Origin of the sequence: Streptomyces sp. Ag109_G2-15 (assembly GCF_900215565.1) — a bacterium.
GTDB lineage: Bacteria > Actinomycetota > Actinomycetes > Streptomycetales > Streptomycetaceae > Streptomyces > Streptomyces diastatochromogenes.
In genome coordinates this window covers 6,301,149-6,322,176 of the sequence record NZ_OCNI01000001.1, presented here as the reverse complement: position 1 = coordinate 6,322,176, position 21,028 = coordinate 6,301,149, and the positions used below count along the sequence as shown (strand labels likewise).

Here is a 21,028-nt window from a genome sequence, read left to right as displayed (position 1 = left end):
TCAGCCCGCCTCCGTGGTCTTCAGGCTCCACACCACGTACTCGACGAGCCGGCCCACGGTCAGCTCGATGATCTCGTCGAACTCCATGCCGGCCAGGAACTCGGCGAGGTTGACCCGCCGTCCGTACCGCTCCTCCAGCAGGCCCGCCAGGGTGACGAGGTCGATGCTCTCCAGTTCCAGGTCGCGGTTGAAGGTGGTGGACATGCCGATCACCACGTCGTCCTCGCCGTACTCCGCGAGGAGGGTGCGGAGCATGCCGGTGATGTCGGCGAGCACGGTGTCGGTGGTGGGCTGCGCCGGCACCGGCTGGGTGGGGTTCATCGGGGGTACTCCTCGGCTGCTTCGTCTTGTCGTCCGTCGCCTGGTCCGTCGCCGGACCCGGGTCCCGTCGTCCAGGCCACCACGTAGGCGCGTGGGGGCAGCGCCGGCGGATTGCTCACCTGCGCGCAGTGCACGGTGTAGGCGCGCTCCAGCCGCCCGGAGACCTCGACGCGGCTTCCGTCCGGGGCGGCCTCCCGCACGGCGAAGTCCCGGGGGCGGCCGCCGAATCCGACGCCCTCGGCCTTCGCCACGGCCTCCTTGGCGGCCCAGAAGCGGGTGAACCACAGGTCCTCGCCGTCGGGGCCGTCCGCACAGAGCGTGCGCAGGAGCCGGATTTCGTCCGTGCCGAGGGCGGTGGCGAGGGTCGCGGGGTCGCGCGCGGTGACCTCCTCGATGTCGATGCCGGGGCCCGGATGGGGGGTGTGCGGCCGTACGATCGCCACGCCCGCCTCGGCCCGGTGGGCGAGCGAGACGTCCAGCGGGGGCAGGGTGCGGCCGTGCACGCCGGTGACGTACGGACGGCCGAGTTCGTCGTTGTGCACGCGCAGCTCCGCCGGGAAGACGGGCCCTTCGCCGTGCTGCCACAGCCACTGCCGTACGGCGTCCTTGACCGCGATCCGGCCCAGCAGCCACTGTCTGCGGCCGCGCGGCGGGCGTTCGGCGTACTCCGCGCGCTCCGCACCGCCGAGCGAGTTGCGCATGATCAGCTCGCGCGAGGCGAGGTCGGGCCACCGCTCGTGCACCAGCGCCCAGCCGCCGGACCGGGCCTCGGAGAGGGTGTGGCGCTCGGGGAAGCGTTCCACGGGCCGGGTCTTCGGGTCGTTGTCGAAACGGCGGTCCTGCCAGCCGCTGAGCACGGCCCACACCTGCCCGCCGACGGTCAGCTCCGCGTCCGCCTCCAGGACGGTGTCGGTGAGCGAGGTGATCCGCAGCAGGCAGTCGACCCGCGTCCCGGGGGCCGGGTGGGGCCCGTGGAAGCGCATCTCCCGCATCTGCACCGGGAACACGACGGTCCGCTCGGTGCGTGTCGCCATGATCCAGTAGCCGAGCAGCTGGCCGACGTTGTCGAGCAGGGCGCCGGGCGCCGCGGGGGTGGTGATCACTCCGCGGATGTGGCGGTCGCCGATCGCGGTCAACTCGGTGAGGCCCTGGAAGGCCGGGCCGTGGAACATCCAGCGGTCACGGTAGAGCTGCGCGGCGGAGTGCTCGGGGGTGTGTTCGGGGACGTCCGGGCGAGGGCTCGGCGCGGGCGGTGCGGGGTGGTGCGGGGCGAGTTCGACCACCGCGCGGGCCGTGGGGCCGAAGGCGACGGCGACACGGTCCGGGCGGCCGGGCTCAGGGGTGACGGTGACGGGCACGTCGACGGCGGGCGTGGCGGTGAGCCACCGGTCGAACCGGGCACCGTGCACGGCGACGGCGCGCAGACCGGATGCCGCGTCCTGAGCCGCGTCCATCATGTGCCGGACGATCGTGGTGGCGGGGACCACCGGCCAACGGTCCTCCATGTCGGGCCAGTTGGGGCGTTGGGGGAAGAAGCAGTGGTCCAGGAGGTGGGGCATGGTGTGGGGGGAGACGTGGAGGGTTGTGGTGGTGGACGGGGGGTGGGGGGTGGTGAACGGGGGCGGGGGCGAGGTGGAGGCTGGGGTGCGGGGTGCGGCGGCCGGGGCGGCAGCCTGGGGTGCCGAGGCAGCGGCCTGGGCGATGGATGGGGCGGCAGCCGGGGGTGCCGAGGCAGCGGCCTGGGCGATGGCGCGGGATGCGGAAGTCGGGGATGGTGCGCCGGCGGTGGCTGCGGGGACGGTGGTTCTGCGTGGGCCCGGCGCGCTGTCGCTTCGGCGGCCGCTCGCCGCGATCAGCTCCGCCGCCGTGTCCGCGGTGTCCCGCAGCAGGGCGGTCAGCTCGGCGGCGGCCGGGAAGCGGGTGGCCAGTTCGTCGAGGCGGGGTGTGTCGGGGCGGGGCGGCTGCGAGGCGTGCGGTGTCTGCCGGCTCGGCCGCAGCTCCGACCGCAGTGCGTCCAGGTCCGGCCCGGCCAGGGACACCAGGGCACCGTCCAGGTCGAGGCGGACGGCGGGGCGCGCGGGTGCCGGCGCGAGCGCATGCAGGCCGGGTGCGACCACGCAAGCCCGGGCTGCCGACTCGGGTGCTTCCACGCGGCCCGCCGCCCCGCGCGCGGAAGCAGACGACAACGCCGGTGCCACGCGCGCCCCCGCCGTCCACAACGCCGTCACCACGCGCCGAAGTTGGGCCATTCCGGAGCGATGAGGCGAGTTGGCGGCGACGGCCAGGTGGTCGCGGTCGGCGAGGGTGTCGTCGATGAGGGAGGCCAGTTGGCCGGGGCCGGTCTGGACGAAGGTGTGGTGGCCCGCCGCGTACAGGGACTCGATCAGTTCGCGGAAGCGGACGGGCTCCAGCAGGTGGCGTACGAACAGCTCGCGCACCGCCGCCTCGTCGGACGGGAAGGGCGCCGCGGTCGTCCCGGACCACACCGGCACGGTCGGCGGGTGGAGCCGGAAGCGGTCGGCGGCCTGCTGGATGGGGGCGAGATACGGCTGGAGCATCGGCGTGTGGAAGCCGGAGCGGAACGGCAGCACCTGGCACAGGACGCCTTGGGCGCGGAAGGACCGTACGAACTCCTGGACCGCCGCGTCCGGACCGCAGACCATCGACTGGCGGGGCGCGTTGTCGTGGGAGAGCACGATCCCGGAGCCGGACCAGGCCTGGGCAAGCGCCGTCCGGACACGGTCCGCGGAGGCGCCCAGCGCGGCGAAGGCCAGGCCCGGCACGGTCACCGTGTCCGGGTCGAACTCGGCCATGAAGGCGTCCACTTGGGCGCCCGAGTAGAGTCCAGCGGCCGCCATGGCCGTCCACTCGCCGACGCTGTGCCCGGCGACCGCGTCCGGTACGACCCCCATGCGGCGCAGCGCGGTGTCCAGGAGCCGGCCCACGCCCACGACCCCGAAGCCGTGCCGACCGACGTCGTCGACGCGTACGTCCGTGCCGATCGCGGTGAGCGGGGGCAGGCCGAAGTGGGCGGCGATGTCGTCGGCGCGGGGCGCGAAGTCGCCTTCCAGACCGGGGAAGACGAAGGCCAGCCTGCCGGGCCCGAGCAGCGGGGTGGGCCGGAACCAGACGTCGCTGCGGCCCTGCCAGGCACGCCCCTTGCCGACCGCGCGGCGGGCCAGGGCGAGCCGCTTGGCGGTGGGGTCGACGATGCCGAGGCGGGCCGGGCCGGCGTTCGGGTGCGGATGCGCGGGGTCGAGTCCCGAGGCGAGGACTGCCGAGTCGTCGGTGTCGAGGAGGGCGGCGAGCGCGTCGGCGTCGTCGGCGGCCAGGAGGAGGACGCGTTCGGGCTCGGTGACGGTGCCTTCGTGCCGGGAGCGGGCGGGGGACGGAGCCCCATCGGCCGCGAGAACGCGTGCGGCGTCCGGGTGCCGGGTGCGGGCGGGTGACCGTACGGGCGCGCCCGGCGCCTCCTCCAGCACCACGTGGGCGTTGATCCCGCCGAACCCGAAGGCGTTCACGGCGGCCCGCCGGACCGGTTGTTCCGGGCCGGTCTCCCACGGGCGCGCCCGGTCCAGGGTGCGGAAGCGGGTGGCCGCGAGGGCGGGGTGGGGGTCGTCGCAGTGGAGGGTGGGCAGCAGGATGCCGTGGTGCAGGGCGAGGGCGGCCTTGACCAGGCCCGCCACTCCGGCGGCCGGCATGGTGTGGCCGATCATCGACTTCACCGAGCCGAGGACGGGCCGCTCGTCGCCATGAGCGGTACCCGGCCCGAACACCTCGGCCAGCGTGGTGAGTTCGGCGGCGTCCCCGGCCGGGGTGGCGGTGCCGTGCGCCTCCAGCAGGCCGATCGAGTGGGGTGCGGCGGGGTCGAGTCCGGCCGCCCGCCAGGCCTGCCGCACGGCACGGGTCTGGCCGCCGGGATCGGGCGTGACGAGCCCGGCGGTACGGCCGTCGCTGGCCACGCCCGTCCCGCGGATCACCGCGTACACGCGGTCGCCGTCGCGTTCGGCGTCCGCGAGCCGTTTGAGTACGACGACGCCGGTGCCCTCGCCGATGAGGATGCCGTCGGCGTCACGGTGGAAGGGGCGGATGCGCTGGGTCGGGGACAGGGCGCGGAGCTGGGAAAAGACGCTCCAGAGGGTGATGTCGTGGCAGTGGTGCACTCCCCCGGCCAGCATCAAGTCGCAACGGCCGGTGGTGAGTTCGGTGACGGCCTGGTCGACGGCGACCAGCGAGGAGGCGCAGGCTGCGTCCACGGTGTAGGCGGGGCCGCGCAGGTCGAGCCGGTTGGCGATGCGGGAGGCGGCGAGGTTGGGGACCAGGCCGATCGCGGACTCGGGGCTGTCCGGGCCGAGCCGTTCGGTGAACGCCTCCCGCACCCGGTCCAGTTGGGCGGACGACAGCTCGGGCAGTAACTCCCCCAGGGTGCGGACGAGTTGTCCGGCGGTGCGCACCCGCTGGTCGAGCCGGACCAGGCCGGGGGTGAGATAGCCCCCGCGCCCCAGGGCCACGCCGATCCGGTCCCGCTCGGGCAGCCGGTCCGTGCCGCCCGCGTCGGCGAGCGCGGCGGCGGCCACGTCGAGGGCGATCAGCTGGTCGGGCTCGGTGCCCGGCACCGAGGCGGGCATGATGCCGTACCGGGTGACCTCGACCTCGGCCAGTCCGTCCACGAATCCGCCGCGCCGGCAGTAGATCCGGTCGGCGACGGCGGGCTCCGTGGCGGAGCCGGGGCGGTAGTAGCCGGCGTCCCACCGGCCCTCGGGGACGTCGCCGATCGCGTCCACGCCGTCGCGCAGGTTGCGCCAGTAGGCGTCGAGCCCTGCGGCACCGGGCAGCAGAACCGCCATCCCGACCACGGCGACGGGAGTCTGAGGCTCCGTCATCTCACCAGCCCGACGCGGTGTAGACGACGGCGCGGGCCGAGCGGTCGCCCCAGGCGAGTTCCCGGAGCAGGGCCGCGGTGCCCTCGTCCGGGTCGATCAGCTTCACCCCGCGGCGGGCGTACTCCCGGCCCAGTTCCTCGCCGACCATGCCGCTGTGGATGCCCGAGGGCGCCCAGGGGCCCCAGTGGACGGTGAGCGCACGGTGGCCGGTTCGCTCGGACCAGTCGGCGCCGAGGCGTTCCAGGGCGTCGTTGGCGGCGGCGTAGTCGGCCTGGCCTCGATTGCCGAGGACGGCGGCGATGCTGCCGAACAGCACCGTGAATCCCGGTCCGTCGGGCAGGTCCTCCAGCGCGCCGAGCAGGGCGGCGGCCCCGGCCGTCTTCGTGCCGTACACACGCCTGAAGGAGTCGGGGTCCTTCTCGGCGATCAGCCGGTCCTCGATGACCCCGGCGGCGAAGACGACTCCGTCGAGCCGGCCGTGTTCGGCGTGGATCTCCTTGACGGCCTGGAGCGCGGCGTCCTGCTCGCGGAAGTCGACCGAGCGGTAGCGGGCCTCGCTGCCGAGGGCCGCCAGTTCGGCGAGGGTGGCGGTGATCTCCCGCTGGGCCAGGACGAGTTCGGCGGCCCGGTTGACCTCCGCCGGCTTGAGCGAGCCGGTCCCCGCGAGAGCGGCACGCAGTGCGACGGCGGTGCGGGCGGCGGCGATCTCCGGGGTCTCGGGCGCGGTGGGCGCGGGAGTGCGGCCTACCAGCTCGATACGGCAGCGGCTCGCGGCGGCCAGCGCGGCGGCGAATCGCGCCGTGATGCCCCGGGCCCCGCCGACCAGCAGCACCACGGAGTCCCGGTCCAGGCCGAGCGCGGCGGCCTCGGCGGCGCCGTCACCGGCGGGTCCCGCGCCGGTGCTGCCGAGCGGGCCCAGGGGCGCGGGCACCAGCTCGAACCCGTGCCGCTGCCCGGTGGCCGTACGCAGGACGACGGGAGCCGGGTCCGGCGCGAGCAGCTCTGCGAGCAGGGCGTCGGCGACGGCCGCGGGTGCGGTGTCGGGGACGGTGACGATCCGGGCGAGGGTGTCGGGGTACTCCCGGGCGACGGTACGGAAGAGGCCGTGGAGACCGGCCGACCGGGTCGCCGCCTCGCCGTCGGCCGGCTGGACGGCCAGCAGGCTGCGCGGTGCGCGCGCCAGGGCCGCCTGCAGCACGGGGAAGGCGTCGGGCAGCACCGGGAGTTCCGGGCTCGGGAGCGCGCCCAGGTACAGGACGCCGTCGACTCTGCCGTCGACGCTGCCATCGACTCTGTCGCCGGTCTCGCCGAGGAGGTGGGCCTGGTCGGCGGTCACCGCGTCGGCGCCGTGCGCACGGAGCCGTACCGCTGCCTCGGCCGCCGCTCCCCCGCCGTCGCCGAGGAGGAGGTACCGCCGGCCGGAGAGGGTGGCGGCGGGGTTGGCCGAGGGGTCCGGGAGCGGCACCGGGCGCAGCTCGCAGCGCTTCGGGGCTTCGCCGAGGGGCGTGTGCTCGTGCGGGGCCGCGGCTCCCTGGTCGGCTCCTGCTGCGGGTTCCCGGACGGCCTCGGTTCTTGCTACGCGTTCCTGCTCGGCCTCGGTTCTTGCTGCGGATTCCCGGTCGGCCTCGGCCCCTGCGCCGACCCGCGCCATCAACCAGGCCGTCACCGAAGCCGCCGTACGCGCCTTGGCCAGCTCCTCCAGTTCCGCGTCGTCCAGGGTCTCCGCCCCGCCCGCGATCCCCAGGCGTCTGGCGAGTTCGCCCGCTATCTCGGCCCGTTTGATCGAGTCGATGCTCAGATCCGCTTCCAGGTCGAGGTCGGGCTCGATCATGTCGACGGGGTAACCGGTGCGCTCGCTGATGATCTCCAGGACGACACGCTCGACGTCATGCTCGGGCTCGACGGTCTGGGGCAACGATGGCTCAGCCGCTGGGAGTTGGACCGGTTCCGGAAGCACGGCCTGTGGGAGCGGTGCGGGGGCGGCGGGTGCCGGCGGGGTCGCTCCGGGTGTCGCACCGAAGTAGGTGAGCAGCACATCGCGCTGCGCGGCGATCATCTCCCGGCTGGTGCGCAGGAATTCGGAGATCAGCGCGTCCTGGCCGGCCGGGGCGCCGTACTGCGGGTTCGTCGTCACAGTCGTCTCCACGACTCGTCGGGCCGGTGCCAGGGCACCGGGGAGGAGTGCTCCGTCGGCGGTGCGGACGAGGTGTCCGTCGACCGTCCAGCCGGGCCGCCGCGGCGCCGGCGTCCGCAGCGCGTCGACGGCGTCACGGCCCCGCAGGAGCCAGGCGGTGCGCACCGGCAGCCCCGCCAGGGCCAGTTGGGCGAGGGCGTCGAGCCAGCCGGGCAGGCCGCTGTCGGCACGGGGCTCGCAGGCGACGGCGCGATGCGGGCGGTCCCCGAGGATCTGGCCGACGAGCCGGGTGAGGACCGAGCCGGGGCCCGCCTCCACGAAGATCCGTGCTCCCGCCTCGTACATCGCCTCGATCTGGGCGGCGAAGGCGACCGGCGCGCCGATCTGTGCGGCGAGTTCGCCGCGTACGGCGTCACCGTCGTGCGGGTACGGGGCTGCTGTGCGGTTGGCCCAGACGGGGAACTCGGGGGCCCGTACCGTCTTGTCCGCGAGGACCTTGGCGAACCGCTCCCCGGCGGCGGCCACCACCGGACTGTGGAACGCACAGGCGACCGGGATGCGGCGCGCCCCGAGCCCCGCCTCCCGCAACAGGCGTACGGCGGCTTCGACTTCGGCCGTGGGACCCGAGATCACCGACTGCTCGGGCGAGTTGTGATTGGCGACGACGACCGACTCGGGCGCCCCCGCGGCGCGCAGCGCGCGTGCGACGTCCTCGGCACCGGCCCCCACGGCGGCCATGGTGCCGGGTTCGTCGCCGGCGGCCGCCAGGATCGCGCTCGCGCGCTCGGTGCTCAGCTCCAGCAGGGTCTCCGGGTCGAGGGCTCCGGCCGCGCTCAGGGCGACCAGTTCGCCGTAGCTGTGCCCGGCCGTGAGGTCCGGTTGGATGCCCGCGGCGGTGAGGAAGGCGTGGGCGGCGAGGCCGGTGATGCCGAGGGCGGGCTGCGCGGCCCGGGTGTCGGTGAGGTCGGCCCGGCGGCGTTCGCGGGCGGCCTCGTCGAAGGCGGCGGGCGGGTACAGGGTGTCGGCGTGGCCGCGGCCGAGGTGCAGATAGTGGCGCAGCTCGGGCAGGGCGACCAGCAGGTCGGCGAGCATACCGGGCCGCTGACTGCCCTGGCCGGGGAAGAGGAAGGCGACCTTGGCCGCACCGTCGGCGGGGCTGCCGTCCGCCGGCTCGTGCTCCCCGGCGAGGATCCGTCTGAGCTGCCCGATCAGGTCGTCGACATCACGCGCCACGACCGCTGCCCGCACCGGTTCGTGCGAGGTGTCCGCACGCCGGGCGGCGGCGAGCGCGAGGTCGCGCAGGCGCCAGGGGCGGCCGTCGGACTCGGCGGCCCGCAGGATCTCCTCGACGTCCCGGTGGGCCGCCGCCGTGTCCTTCCCGCGGAAGAGGAACAGCTCGGCGGGCCATGCGTCCAGGGTCTGCTGAGGCGGTACGGCACCGTCGTGAGCCCCCACCACCGCATGGAAGTTGGTGCCGCCGAACCCGAACGCGCTGACTCCGGCGAGCCGTTCCGCGGCGGGGGCCGCCCAGGGCTGGGCGCGGGTGTGGAAGACGAAGGGACTGTCCTCCTCCGACCAGGCCGGGTTGGGCCGGTCCAGATGGAGCGTGGGCGGCTTGACGCCGGTGTAGAGGGCGAGGGTGGTCTTGATCAGGCCGGCGAGTCCGGCGGCGCACTTGGTGTGCCCGATCTGCGACTTGACCGAGCCGAGCGCGCAGGTGCCGGTTGCGGCCCCCGCTTCGGCGAACACCTCACCGAGTACGGCGAGTTCGGTACGGTCCCCGACGACCGTGCCGGTGCCGTGCGCCTCGACCAGGCCGACCTCGGCGGGTGACACGCCGGCGTTGCGGTAGGCGCGCAGCAGGGCGGCCCGCTGTCCTTCGGGGCGGGGTGCGGTCAGGCCGAGGGAGCGGCCGTCGCTGGCGGAGCCGAGGCCCTTGATCACGCCGTAGACGCGGTCGCCGTCGCGCTCGGCGTCCGCGAGCCGCTTGAGGACCACGCAGGCCACGCCCTCGCCGAGGGCGATGCCGTCGGCGGAGCCGTCGAAGGCGCGGGAGCGGCCGGTCGGCGAGAGGGCGTGCACCGAGGAGAACAGGACGAAGTCGTTGATGCCGTTGTGCAGGTCGGCCCCGCCGCACAGCACGACGTCGCTGCTGCCGGAGACGAGTTCCTTGCAGGCCACGTCGAGTGCGGCCAGGGAGGAGGCGCAGGCCGCGTCGACGGTGTAGTTGGCGCCGCCGAGGTCCAGCCGGTTGGCGATGCGGCCGGAGATGACGTTGGCGAGCATGCCGGGGAAGGAGTCCTCGGTCAGCCGGGGCAGCTGCTCCTCCAGACCGTCGGGGACCTTGCCGTAGTACGACGGGAGGACGGCGCGCAGGGTGGCCGCGCTGGACAGGTCGCTGCCCGCCTCGGCACCGAAGACGACGGAGGTGCGCGAGCGGTCGAACTCCCGTCCCCGGTCGCCGTATCCGGCGTCCTCCAGGGCGCGCCGGGCCGCCTCCAGGGACAGCAGCTGGACCGGCTCGATGCTGCCGAGGGAGGCGGGCGGGATGCCGTAGCGCAGCGGGTCGAAGGGGATGCGGGGCAGGAACCCGCCCCACTTGGACGCCGTGCTGCCGGCCTCGTGGTGCACGGCCGGGTCCCACCGGTCGGCCGGGACCTCGGTGACGGCGTCGTGTCCGGCGACCACGTTGGCCCAGAAGGTGGCGAGGTCGGGGGCCTGCGGGAACATGCAGGCCATGCCGACCACGGCGACGTCGAGCGGGGCGGGGGGCTCCGGCTCGGGGGCCTGCGAGGCGATCGGCCGCGCGGCCCGGGCGGTGAGGAGGTCGGCGGCGCCGTCGGTCACCGCGCGATGCAGCTCCGCGACGGTGGTGGTCGCCGAGCGCAGCACGGCCACGTCGCCGGCCATGAACATTCCGTCACTGAGCTGCCGTTCCTCGCCCACTCCGGTCAACTCGCCCTGGGCCGACCGCTCGACGCCCTTGCTCGCGATGCGCAGCCGTCCGACGTTGAGCCGCTCCAGCGCCTCCCACACCTCCCGGTCGGGCAGGCCGGACGCGCGTAGCCCGGCTTCGCGGGCGCGGTAGTCGGAGGTGAACGGGCTGGGCACGCAGCGGGTGGCGTGGCCGGGTGCGGTCTCCAGCAGGGCGGTCGTGGTGGCGGTCAGGACCTGCCGCTGGAAGAGCGGCTGGATCGCGCCGTGCGCCACGGCCTCCTCGGTGAACAGGTAGGCGGTGCCCATGAGGACACCGACGGCGGCGCCCCGGGCGGTGAGGGGTGCGGCCAGGGCGGCGACCATCGCGGCGGACCGCTCGTCATGGATCCCGCCCGCGAAGAACACCTCCAGCCGCCGCGCGGCTTCGGCATCGGCTTCCTCGTCCAGGAAGTCTTCCAGTACGGCGAGTTGGGCCTCCCAGAGCGGAAAGGAGGCGCGCGGTCCCACGTGCCCGCCGCACTCGGACCCCTCGAACACGAACCGGCGCGCCCCGGCCCGCAGGAACTGTCGCAGCAACCCCGGCGAGGGCACATGCAGGAAGGTCCGGATCCCGGCCCGCTCCAGCGCCTCGGCCTGGGCGGGCCGTCCACCCGCGATGATCGCGTGCGTGGGGCGCAGTTCCCGTACGGCCTCCAACTGGGCGTTCCTGACGTCCTCGGGCGCGAAGCCGAGCACACCCACGCCCCAGGGCCGCCCGCCGAGCACGGCACGCGCCTCGGTCAGCATCGCCCGCGTCCGCTCACCGTCGGCGAGCGCCAGCGCCAGAAAGGGCAACGCACCGTCCGCGGCGACGGCGGCAGCGAAGGCCGCCTGATCACTGACCCGCGTCATGGGCCCCTGCGCAACCGGAAGCCGGGTCCCGAGCGCATGGCTCATGGGGGAGCCGGGGCGGAGAGCACGGGCGGGGCCGTGGTCGAGCGGATCGATCGAGCCGGAGCCGAGCGAGGCGGCCGGGCCAGTGCCGAGCGGGGCGGCCCCGGCCACAACCTCCCGTATCGCCGCCCTCACCTCACGCACCGTCCGCCGCACATCCCCCCACCGCTCGGCGAACCGCGCCGCGAGGAAGCCGTCCTGGCCGACAGGCAGGAGTTGGCGGTGCAGGTCCTGTGCGCCGAGCAGGGAAGCGACCACGTCCGCGTCGTCCGGTGGTGGTGGCGGGGCGTCCGGGCCGCGCCGGCGCAGTACCCGGTGCCCGGCGACGACCACGGTCTCGGAACCGTCCAGGGAGCGCACCGCGGCCCGGACCGCCTCCGGCAGCCGCGACTCGGCCAGCAGGGCCAGTTGGCCGTCGAGGACGACACCGGCCGCGCCGCCGGCCACCGCGGCAGCCGCCGTACGGGGGCCAATGCCTCCACAGGCCCAGACGGGAACCTCCAACCCACTTTCGGACAGGAGCAGTTGGAGCAAGACGAACGTGCTCAGCCCGCCTACCCGGCCACCGCTCTCGGCACCCCGCGCGATCAGCCCGTGAACCCCGGCGCGCACCGCTGCCCGCGCCTGCGCCAGATCCGTGACCTCCGTCAACACCCGGTACTGTGCAGCCACTTCACCCACGTCCCAGGGTGCGTCCGGGGCGAGGACCACGGTGTCGGGGGCGCCGGCCAGTTCGCCGGGGTCCAGTGCGCAGCGCCCGGTCACCCGTACGCCGAAGGGCCCCGGCGCCGCTCTGCTCAGCCGGTTCAGCTCCTCGCGGGATCGTCGGTCGCCGTCGCCGAGGTCGAGGATGCCGAGCGCACCGGCGCCGCAGGCGGCCGCGGCCGGCCCGGCGTCGGGTTCTGCGAAGGGGGTGAGACACAGGATCAGGTCTTGGGCGCGCACGGGGGAGGTCATGATGCTCCGAAGAATCGGCAAGACAGCACGGTGGGGGGTGTGCGGCAGGACACTCTGGTGCGAGGCCACCGGAACCTAGCGAGGTGCTTACTGGCGGGTCAATAACGCCGCGTCCTTTTCGCGGGCGGTGGCATCGATTCGGCCAGCCCGCCGAATTCCCCCGCAAGCGCCGGAAATCCGAGCAATCCCCTTCCGCCCCACGACCGCACGGCCGTACCGGCCCTCTCGGCACACCCCCACAAGCCCGTCAAAGCGCCGGGCATATTCACCGCGGACTCACCGGGGACTCACCTCGGAGCAACATCGCGGGACACGGGTTCGGTTTCTGTAAATTCCGCATGACGTCCACCCGGTGGCTCGATCCCGGCACGCACCCGAGCCGGACGCCGAGATGACCGTTCGCCCGCGCCGTACGGCGAGATGGCCGTTCGCACCCGGTCGGACGGCGAGATGGCCGTTCGCACCCGGTCGGACGGCGAGATGGCCGGTGGACGGCGGGCGGGGGCCACCGCGTCTCCGCGGTGGCCCCCGGCATCAGCCGAGCAGCGAACCGACAGCCGCCGGTACGGAGGCGACGGTGCCCGCGATCGGGGAGACGACCTCGCTCACCGGGCCCTCGGAAGGCGCGGACTCCGCCGCACCGGGATCCTCGTGGGCGCCGGCCTGGGCGATCCGGGTCTCGTACTCCGACCCGGTCGGCCGACTCCCCTGCCCCTGCCCGGACCCCTGCCCCTGCTTCTTCCGCGGGGTGCCCTTGTCCGACCGCCCGGGCGGCGACTGCTCGGCGGCCCCCTTCGAGGCTTCGGACCGCCCGGAGGACGGCGCGTCCAGCCCATCCGGCCCGTCCGACGAGGTGCCCCGCCCTGGTCGCGTGCCCACCCCCGCCTCCAGAACCCACCGCTGCCCCCTGGAGCCGTCGCGCGCCGCGACCACCACCCGCGTCGAGGAGTCCCCCGATCCCGGCGCGAGGGCGAGGCCCTTGGGGCCGCGCAGCAGGAGTTCGCCCCGGACCGTGAGGTCGTACGACACCTCCCCGGCGTGCACGACACAGCCGGACACCACGACACCCCGCGTCCCCGGGTCGGCGGCCAGGCACAGCGTGGGATCGGCGGCGCTCCGCAGCAGTCCGTCGTCCTGGTACGACCACTGCTGCGATCCGGCGGACGAACACCCCGCCAGCACAGCACCCACGCCCGCCTCGACCCTCCCCCCGCCGACGTCCAGACAGAGCCCGGAGACGAGGCTGCGCAGCCTGCCGTGGGCGACCTCGACGGGATCGCCGACCGAGGCCGCGGACGGGGAGGCCGCGGGGGGCCGCTCGCTGTCGGCGCCGGGGCGGGCGGAACTGCCCACCGGGGCACCCCAGGTGGCCTCGGGCCCCGGGACACCGTTGTCATCGGACCAGCCCTTGGCCACGAGCACCGTGGCGAGCAGCGCGAGCGAGGTGAGGCCGACACCCACCGCCAGGGCCGTACGACGCCTGCCCTCGGGCATCGTGCGGTGCCGGCCACCCGGCGCGGGGCCCGCGACGTGGGGCGCGGGCGACTCCTCCAGGGCGCCGCGGCCGGGCCGGGAGTCGAGATAGCGGCGTGCTCCCCAGCCGAGCACGGTCTCGGCGAGCAGGACTTCCAGGCCGCCCTCGAAATGGCTGAGCTGGTCGGCGGCGTGCCGGCAGTGGCGGCAGGCCGCCAGATGCTCCTGCACATCCGGGAGCAGGGAGCCGCCGCGGCGAATGGGGACGTCCAGGAGGCGGTTGTAGAAGCGGCATTCCCTGGAGGGTGCGAGTTCCCGGTGGGCGCGTACGCAGCCCGCCCGGAATTGCTCGCGTGCCTGCTCAAGGGCGGTCGCGGCGGTGGGCGCGTCCACGCCCGACAGACCAGCGGGTATGTTTATGGGCTCCGCCTCGACCTCGGTATGCCACAGAAGACATTGGGAGGCGCCGGGCAGGGCCTGGAATGCGCGTTCGGCGAGTTGCCGCCTTTCGGGCGTGCCGGGCATCGTCGCGCGTAGACCACGGCCACCGGTGGGTTTGCGCAATTCCGGCATGACCACGCAGGCGCTCTCGTCGGCGGCCCAGGCGCGGACGGTCTCCCGGACGGCCACCAGCAGCTGCGGGCGCAGGGCGCCGCCGACCGCCCCGCCCGTCAGCCGGCCGAGTACCTGCTGGAAGGCGGCGGTGGCCACCAGCTGCGCCGTGGGCCCGGCGGCGGCCAGGCAGACGATCGCGTAGTCACGGGTGGCCCGCCAGTGCCGGGCCAGCAGCAGGGCGACGGCGTGATGGCGGCCGTCACCGGGGTCGCCCAGCCGGGCGACGAGATCACGGTCGGACTCTCCCGGCAGCGAACCGGGGCGGGGCGGGAACGGCGGGCGTGGGGGGTAGGGGGACTGCACGGAACACCATTTCCTTTCCAGCCGCAGGGCGGCATCCGAAATGGCGCCCCGTCGGAAAGCAGTGCCTGATTGGTGCATACCTGAGGGGCCCGGCCTTGCCGTTCGGTTCCGGCCTTTGCCCCCTCACAGGAAGGCACACCTTCGCACACGCGCGTCACAGGAAACAAGAAGTTCGAATACCCAGGAGTCGAAGTCAGGGAAATACACAACAGTTACCGGCGGTATCCACACGCCTCCGGCAAGGCAAGCGGTTGCCTGACGCCAACTTGTGTACAGGGAAAGCCGGATGGCACACGAAATCTCCAACTTCCCGCCCGCCGGCCCCCTCGGCGGACACCCACAGCCGGTTCCCACGTTCCTCTCGGCGCACTCTCATCCGCGTGCCCCAGCATGGCCGCATGATCGCCCCCCACTCCACAGCGACCCCCGCCTCCCCACGCCAGGTGCGCAAGGCGGTCGTCCCGGCCGCCGGGCTCGGCACCCGGTTCCTGCCCGCGACCAAGGCGACGCCGAAGGAGATGCTCCCCGTCGTCGACAAGCCGGCCATCCAGTACGTCGTCGAGGAGGCCGCGGCGGCCGGTCTCGACGACATCCTGATGGTCACCGGCCGGCACAAGCGCGCCATCGAGGACCACTTCGACAGCGCCTTCGAACTGGAGCAGGCCCTGGCGGCCAAGGGCGACACCGTGCGCCTGGACGCCGTACGCGATCCCGCGCGGCTCGCCGACATCCACCACATCCGCCAGGGCGACCCGCTCGGCCTCGGCCACGCCGTGCTCTGCGCCCGCCACCACGTCGGCAACCAGCCCTTCGCGGTCCTGCTCGGCGACGACCTGATCGACCCACGCGAGACCCTGCTCAGCCGCATGCTGGACGTGCGCGACCGGTACGCGGGCACCGTGGTCGCGCTGATGGAGGTCGACCCGGCGCAGATCCATCTCTACGGCTGCGCGGCGGTGGAACCCTCCGGCGAGGAGGATGTCGTACGCGTCACCGGCCTGGTCGAGAAGCCGTCACCCGAGAAGGCGCCGAGCCGCTACGCGGTCATCGGCCGCTACGTCCTCGACCCCGCCGTCTTCGACGTCCTGGAACGCACCCCGCCGGGCCGCGGCGGCGAGATCCAGCTGACGGACGCCCTCCAGGACCTGGCCGCGAACGGCACCGTGCACGGGGTCGTCTTCGACGGCCTGCGCTACGACACCGGCGACAAGGCGGACTATCTGCGCACGGTGGTCCGCCTGGCCTGCGCCCGCGCGGACCTGGGCCCCGAATTCAGGGGCTGGCTCAGGGAGTTCGTGGCGGGACTGGAGGACGGCGAGGCCGGCATCGGGGAGCGGCGCCGGGCGGCCTGAGACGACGCGGCTGGGAAACGCGACGGGGAGGGACCCACCCGGACCCCTCCCCCCATACCTGCCGGCCCTGCAAGTCCCGCAGGCCCAATAAGTCCGGCAGCTCCTACAAGTCCCTTATCAGTCCTTGCTGTTGGGACGCAGCGTCCACACGACCTGCATCTCACCCGTGACGGCTCCGTCCGCACGGCGGATCTCGATCGTCACCGGGAACTCGGGACGCTGCCCCGCGTCCAGCTCGGCCACGACCTCGGCGGCCGGGCGGCCCAGCTTCGCGGTCGCGGTGACGGCGCCCATCGCCAGCTTCTTGTAGGCGATCTCGGCCCGCACGGCGAGCGGCACGGCGCGCGAGAGCTGGTCGCCGAACGCGGCCAGCACGATGGCGCCGCTGGCCGACTCCCCGAGCGTGAACATCGCGCCGGCATGCGGCCCGCCCACGTGGTTGTGGTACTCGCCCTGGTCCGGCAGGGACACCACGGCCTGCTCCGGGGAGGTCTCCAGGAACTCCAGGTTCAGCGTCCGGGCCATCGGCACGGTGGCGGCGAGCATGTCGCCGATCGACATCTGGTCTGCGCTCATGCCGTCATGTTACTCATGAGTAGCACGGCTGGCCAGTGCCGCCGGTGATCACCGCTGTATCGTTGCGGCCCATGTGGCCAGGGGAACAGCCGCCGGGAAGCGGCCAGCAGCACAACCCGTACCAGCAGCCCGGCTCCCAGCAGCCCAACCCGTACCAACAGCCAGGGCATCAGCAGCCGAATCCGTACCAGCAACAGCCGAATCCGTACGCCGGGCAGCAGCCCAACCCGTACGCCGGACAGCAGCCGCCCGCCCCCTGGGCACAGCCCCCGGCACCGCAGCCGCAGCCGCAGCCGGGCGGCGGTCGCACCAAGCTCGTGGCGATCCTCGCCGCGGCGGCCGTGGTCGTCACGGCCTGTGTGACCGGGGTCCTGCTGCTGGGCGGCAAGAGTGACGACGAGGCCCGTCCCGGCCCCACCGCGTCCTCCCCCACCGCCGCCACCCCCTCGGTCACGGACGCCCCGCGCTCGGCCGACGACGTCCCGAAGCCGACGGTGGCCGGCTGGAAGGTCGTGGTGAACCCGGTCACCGGCATAGCCTTCGACGTGCCCGCCGACTGGCAGGTGCGCTCCAAGGACTGGATCACCTACGTCACCGAGGGCACCGACCCCCAGGACCCCGACGGCAAGTTCCTGGTCGGCATGAAGGCCCCCGCCGTGCTGAAGGCGAAGTGGTGCGGCACGGACGAGGACAGGGACGGCAAGACCGACTACACCTCGCTCGCGAACGTGGGCACGCGCGGGAACAAGGGCGCCAAGAGCACCGCCGAGGTCGCCCGCCAGGACTCGGCGAACTGGGTCTACGGCTGGTACACGCAGCCGGACCACAAGAAGGTCACGACCGGCCCTGTCACGTCGTACACCACCGCGTCCGGCATCACGGGCAGTGTCGCCACGTCCCGGTCGTCCGGGGTCGTCAAGCGGCACAAGTGCGACACCGACGGCAAGGCGACGACGTTCGCCTTCAAGGACTCGGACGGCGCCATGCTGTCGTGGTCCTTCTTCGGCGCCGAGGGCGTCTCGGAGGAGGTCCCGGACGCGACGATCCGTAAGATCATGCGGACCGTGCGGCTGTACGACGAGAAGTCGCACTCCTGAGAGCAGTCTCACTCCTGATTCGGTACGGCCCTGACAAGGGCCGGTGACCGAATCGTGTCCCCGGGCCCACTAGGGTTACTCGCCATGTGGCCAGGAGAGCAGCCGCCAGGGGGCGCGCAGAACCCGCAGAACAACCCGTACCAGCAGCCGGGTTACCAGCAGCCGAATCCGTACCAGCAGCCCGGCTACCAGCAGTACCCGCAGCAGGGTCAGCAGCCGAATCCGTACGGGCAGCAGCCACAGTGGGGAGCGCCCGCTCCCGTCGGCGCTCCGCAGCCGCAGCCGCCGCAGAGCGGTGGCGGCGGTGGCGGTGGTGGCCGGACCAAGCTGGTCGCGATCGTCGCGGCCACGGCGGTCGTCGTCGCGGCGGGTGTCACCGCGTTCGTGGTGCTCGGCGGCTCCAAGAAGGACGAGGCCGACAGCGGCAAGGACAAGCAGAAGTCGAGCCAGTCGCCGACGACGGATCCGACGGCGAGCTCGTCCCCGACGGACGACGACCCGCGCGGCAACGAGACCGAGAAGCCCACCGTCGCGGGCTGGAAGGTCGTCGTCAACCCCAAGTTCGGCACGGCGTTCGAGGTCCCGGCGGACTGGGAGGTGGAGTCCCCGGGCACCTCCGTCTTCATGGAGGACCACGCCGACAACGACAAGCTGATCACCTCCGTGTCCGGCCCGGCCGAGTACCAGTCGAAGTGGTGCACGACCGACAGCGACAAGGACGGCAAGAGCGAGGACACCCCGCTGGCCGTCGCCGGCACCCGGGGCGAGAACGGCGCGAAGAGCCCCGCCGACGCCGCGGTCACGCGGGTGCCCTGGTACGTCTACGGCGGCTACACCCAGCCGAACAAGAAGAGCATCACCTTCGACAAGAAGGCCACGCCCTACAAGACCGCGTCGGGCCTCCAGGGCGCCTACGCGTGGGCGCGCTCCTCGGGCAGCCCGCAGAAGGGCAAGTGCGCGAGCGACGGCAAGGCCCTGACCTTCGCCTTCAAGAACTCGGCCGACGACATCGTGTCGTTCGACTTCTACGGCGCCAAGGGCGTGCACAACGAGGTCGACACCGCGACGATCATGAAGATCCTCAGCACGGTACGGCTGCACGGTGACCCGACGGAGAGCGGCTGACGGACGGGCGCGGGACGCGGGGAAACCGTTTGCAGGCAGGACAGCAGGCGGCGATAGTCGCCCGGTGACCTCCACCACCGGCTCCTCCGCGGCCCGTTCCCGCAGACCCGCCTGGGCGGGCCGCAACTACTCCTTACTGACCGCGGCGGCCATCGTGGCCGGCCTCGGCGCCAACGGCTCGCTGATCGCCGCCGCGTTCGCGGTGCTGGACGCGGGCGGCGACGGCGGCGACGTGGGACTGGTGGCCGCCTCCCGCACGCTGCCGCTGGTGGTGTTCCTGCTCATCGGCGGGGCGATCGCGGACCGGCTGCCCCGGCACCGGGTGATGGTCGCCGCCAATGCCCTCAACTGCCTCTCCCAGGGGGCCTTCGCGCTGCTCGTGCTCACCGGCGAGCCCCGGCTGTGGCAGATGATGCTGCTCACCGCGCTGGGCGGCACCGGGCAGGCGTTCTTCGGCCCGGCGGCCGAGGGCATGCTGATGTCGTCCGTCGAGGGCGAGCAGGCGGGCCGCGCCTTCGCGGTGTTCCGCATGGCCACCCAGGGAGCGGCCCTCGGCGGCGCAGCACTCGGCGGCGCGCTGGTCGCGGCGGTCGGTCCCGGCTGGGTCCTCGCGATCGACGCGGTGGCCTTCGCCCTCGCCGGAGCCCTGCGCTCCTTCCTCGACGTCAGCCACATCCCGCCGCGCGAGCCGGGCGACGGCATGCTGGCCGATCTCCGGGAGGGCTGGCGGGAGTTCATCGGCCGCCCCTGGCTGTGGGGCATCGTCGTCCAGTTCTCGATCGCCAACGCGGTGGTCGGCGCGGCCGACGCGGTGTACGGCCCGCTCGTCGCCCGCGACAGCCTGGGCGGGGCGGGCCCCTGGGGCCTGGCGCTGGGCGCGTTCGGCGCGGGTACCGTGGCCGGCGCCCTGCTGATGACCCGCTGGAAACCCCGCCGTCTGCTCCTCGCCGGCACCCTGTGCGTCTTCCCGCTGGCCCTGCCCTCGGCCGCACTCGCCGTGCCGGTGCCGGTGGGCTTCCTCTACGTGGTCATGTTCGTCGCGGGTACGACGGTGGAGGTGTTCGGCGTCTCCTGGATGACCGCGCTGCACCAGGAGATCCCCGAGGACAAGCTCTCCCGGGTCTCGGCCTACGACTGGTTCGGCTCGGTCTCCCTCATGCCCCTCGCCACAGCCCTGGCGGGCCCCGCCGAGTCCGCCGTAGGCCGCACGACCGCCCTGTGGGGCTGCGCGGGCCTGGTCGTCCTGGTCACCGCCCTGGTCCTCCTGGTCCCGGACGTCCGCACCCTGACCCGCCGCGCCGAGCGACCGACGCCCGCTCCGACCGTGTCATCCGATACCGAACACGCCGTCGGGGGGCTTGGCTGACGGTACGGCGCCACGCTCCTGGGACTTCAGCCGATGCCGAACGCCCCGTCAGGGGGCTCAGGTGACGGAACGGCGTCGGCATCGTGGACCGGCTGGGCGCCGCCGATGAAGTCCCGCAGCGCCGGGCCGTGTTCGACGCGGGCCGGAAAGACGTCGGCGGCGGTGAGACGAGCCACGGCAGCCGTGTCGACGGGCCGGTGCGAGGCGACGAGAACCGCGTTGCCGAACCGCCGGCCGCGCAGCACGCCCGGCTCGGCGATCAGCGCCAGCTCCTCGAACACGGCCGCCAGATTGGCCAGTTGAGAGCGCAGGAACCCGAACGGCGCCGCGTCGGCGAGGTTGGCCAGATAGACCCCGCCGGGGCGCAGCACGCGCTCGGCCTCGCGGGCGTAGGCGAGCGAGGTGAGGTGGGCCGGGACCCGTGAGCCGCCGAACACGTCGGCGATCAGCACGTCGGCCGAGTCGTCCGGGGCGGTCTCGAGCCAGGCCCGGGCGTCGGCGGCGTGCAGCGCGACACCCGAGCCCTGCGGAAGCGGCAGCTGCGCGACGACCAGCTCCAGCAGCCCCCGGTCGGCCTCGACGACGTCCTGCCGGGAGCCGGGCCGGGTGGCGACGAGGTACCGGGGCAGCGTGAGCGCTCCCCCGCCCAGGTGCACCACGTCCAGCGCCCGCCCCTCCTCGGCCACGGTGTCCAGCACGTACCCGAGCCGCCGCGCGTACTCGAACTCCAGATACGTCGGCTCGTCCAGATCGACGTACGACTGCGGCGCCCCGTCGACGGTGAGCAGCCAGGCCCGCTCCCGATCGACATCGGGCATCAACTTGGCGGTGCCGTGATCGACGGTCCTGGTGACGGGTATGGCTTCACTCACGAATCCATTGTCACCGGTACGGGACAACACCGGGCGCGAGGTCCCGCCAAAGGGGCGCGGGGAACTGCGCGACCAGCCACAACG

The 21,028-nt window shown here is 73.7% G+C and carries 10 protein-coding genes; 4 read left to right on the top strand and 6 right to left on the bottom strand.

All coding sequences use genetic code 11. The features are described 5' to 3' along the window. From CRP49_RS28555 to CRP49_RS28540, 4 genes are all read right to left on the bottom strand, one after another. A complete protein-coding gene (locus CRP49_RS28555; RefSeq protein WP_094219583.1) occupies positions 1 to 321 on the bottom strand; it encodes an acyl carrier protein in 321 nt (106 codons plus the stop codon). After that, positions 318 to 5,204 carry a type I polyketide synthase gene (locus CRP49_RS28550; protein WP_097255936.1) on the bottom strand — a complete coding sequence of 1,629 codons (4,887 nt, stop codon included), beginning with the start codon at positions 5,202 to 5,204 and terminating at the stop codon, positions 318 to 320. The genes CRP49_RS28555 and CRP49_RS28550 overlap by 4 nt, the downstream gene beginning before the upstream one ends. Position 5,205: 1 nt before the next feature. Continuing rightward, positions 5,206 to 12,165 (bottom strand): type I polyketide synthase, encoded by a 6,960-nt coding sequence (locus tag CRP49_RS28545; RefSeq protein WP_097255935.1) that lies wholly within the window; start codon positions 12,163 to 12,165, stop codon positions 5,206 to 5,208. 534 nt (positions 12,166 to 12,699) lie between these two features. Beyond that, the gene (locus CRP49_RS28540; protein ID WP_257033507.1) at positions 12,700 to 14,556 is read right to left on the bottom strand and encodes an RICIN domain-containing protein; all 1,857 of its coding nucleotides are present in this window, start codon (positions 14,554 to 14,556) and stop codon (positions 12,700 to 12,702) included. Positions 14,557 to 14,954: 398 nt separating this feature from the next. On the opposite strand from CRP49_RS28540, the gene galU reads away from it, so the two are divergent. Next, entirely contained in the window at positions 14,955 to 15,908 is a 954-nt protein-coding gene (gene galU, locus CRP49_RS28535; protein WP_097255933.1) for a UTP--glucose-1-phosphate uridylyltransferase GalU, read from the top strand. 117 nt (positions 15,909 to 16,025) lie between these two features. On the opposite strand, the gene CRP49_RS28530 is transcribed toward galU, so the two are convergent. After that, entirely contained in the window at positions 16,026 to 16,484 is a 459-nt protein-coding gene (locus tag CRP49_RS28530; RefSeq protein ID WP_257033506.1) for a DUF4442 domain-containing protein, read from the bottom strand. A 71-nt stretch (positions 16,485 to 16,555) separates the two neighbouring features. Between CRP49_RS28530 and CRP49_RS28525 the strand changes: the two genes are divergently transcribed. The 3 genes from CRP49_RS28525 to CRP49_RS28515 all read left to right on the top strand — a co-directional run bounded on the left by CRP49_RS28525 (position 16,556) and on the right by CRP49_RS28515 (position 20,072). Next, positions 16,556 to 17,581 carry a hypothetical protein gene (locus CRP49_RS28525; RefSeq protein WP_097255931.1) on the top strand — a complete coding sequence of 342 codons (1,026 nt, stop codon included), beginning with the start codon at positions 16,556 to 16,558 and terminating at the stop codon, positions 17,579 to 17,581. Positions 17,582 to 17,665: 84 nt separating this feature from the next. Further along, positions 17,666 to 18,706, top strand: coding sequence for a hypothetical protein (locus tag CRP49_RS28520; RefSeq protein WP_097255930.1), 1,041 nt, complete (start codon positions 17,666 to 17,668; stop codon positions 18,704 to 18,706). A gap of 64 nt (positions 18,707 to 18,770) precedes the next feature. Beyond that, on the top strand, positions 18,771 to 20,072 hold the full coding sequence (locus CRP49_RS28515; RefSeq protein ID WP_097255929.1) for an MFS transporter: 1,302 nt from the start codon (positions 18,771 to 18,773) through the stop codon (positions 20,070 to 20,072). A gap of 26 nt (positions 20,073 to 20,098) precedes the next feature. On the opposite strand, the gene CRP49_RS28510 is transcribed toward CRP49_RS28515, so the two are convergent. Continuing rightward, a complete protein-coding gene (locus tag CRP49_RS28510) occupies positions 20,099 to 20,944 on the bottom strand; it encodes a spermidine synthase (protein ID WP_097255928.1) in 846 nt (281 codons plus the stop codon). Positions 20,945 to 21,028: the final 84 nt, after the last annotated feature.

What these genes read in the sequence shown, in the direction of transcription:
- CRP49_RS28555 (WP_094219583.1), bottom strand. Translation starts at nt 321, where the DNA reads ATGAACCCCACCCAGCCGGTGCCGGCGCAGCCCACCACCGACACCGTG.
- CRP49_RS28550 (WP_097255936.1), bottom strand. Translation starts at nt 5,204, where the DNA reads ATGACGGAGCCTCAGACTCCCGTCGCCGTGGTCGGGATGGCGGTTCTG.
- CRP49_RS28545 (WP_097255935.1), bottom strand. Translation starts at nt 12,165, where the DNA reads ATGACCTCCCCCGTGCGCGCCCAAGACCTGATCCTGTGTCTCACCCCC.
- galU (WP_097255933.1), top strand. Translation starts at nt 14,955, where the DNA reads ATGATCGCCCCCCACTCCACAGCGACCCCCGCCTCCCCACGCCAGGTG.
- CRP49_RS28530 (WP_257033506.1), bottom strand. Translation starts at nt 16,484, where the DNA reads ATGAGCGCAGACCAGATGTCGATCGGCGACATGCTCGCCGCCACCGTG.
- CRP49_RS28525 (WP_097255931.1), top strand. Translation starts at nt 16,556, where the DNA reads ATGTGGCCAGGGGAACAGCCGCCGGGAAGCGGCCAGCAGCACAACCCG.
- CRP49_RS28520 (WP_097255930.1), top strand. Translation starts at nt 17,666, where the DNA reads ATGTGGCCAGGAGAGCAGCCGCCAGGGGGCGCGCAGAACCCGCAGAAC.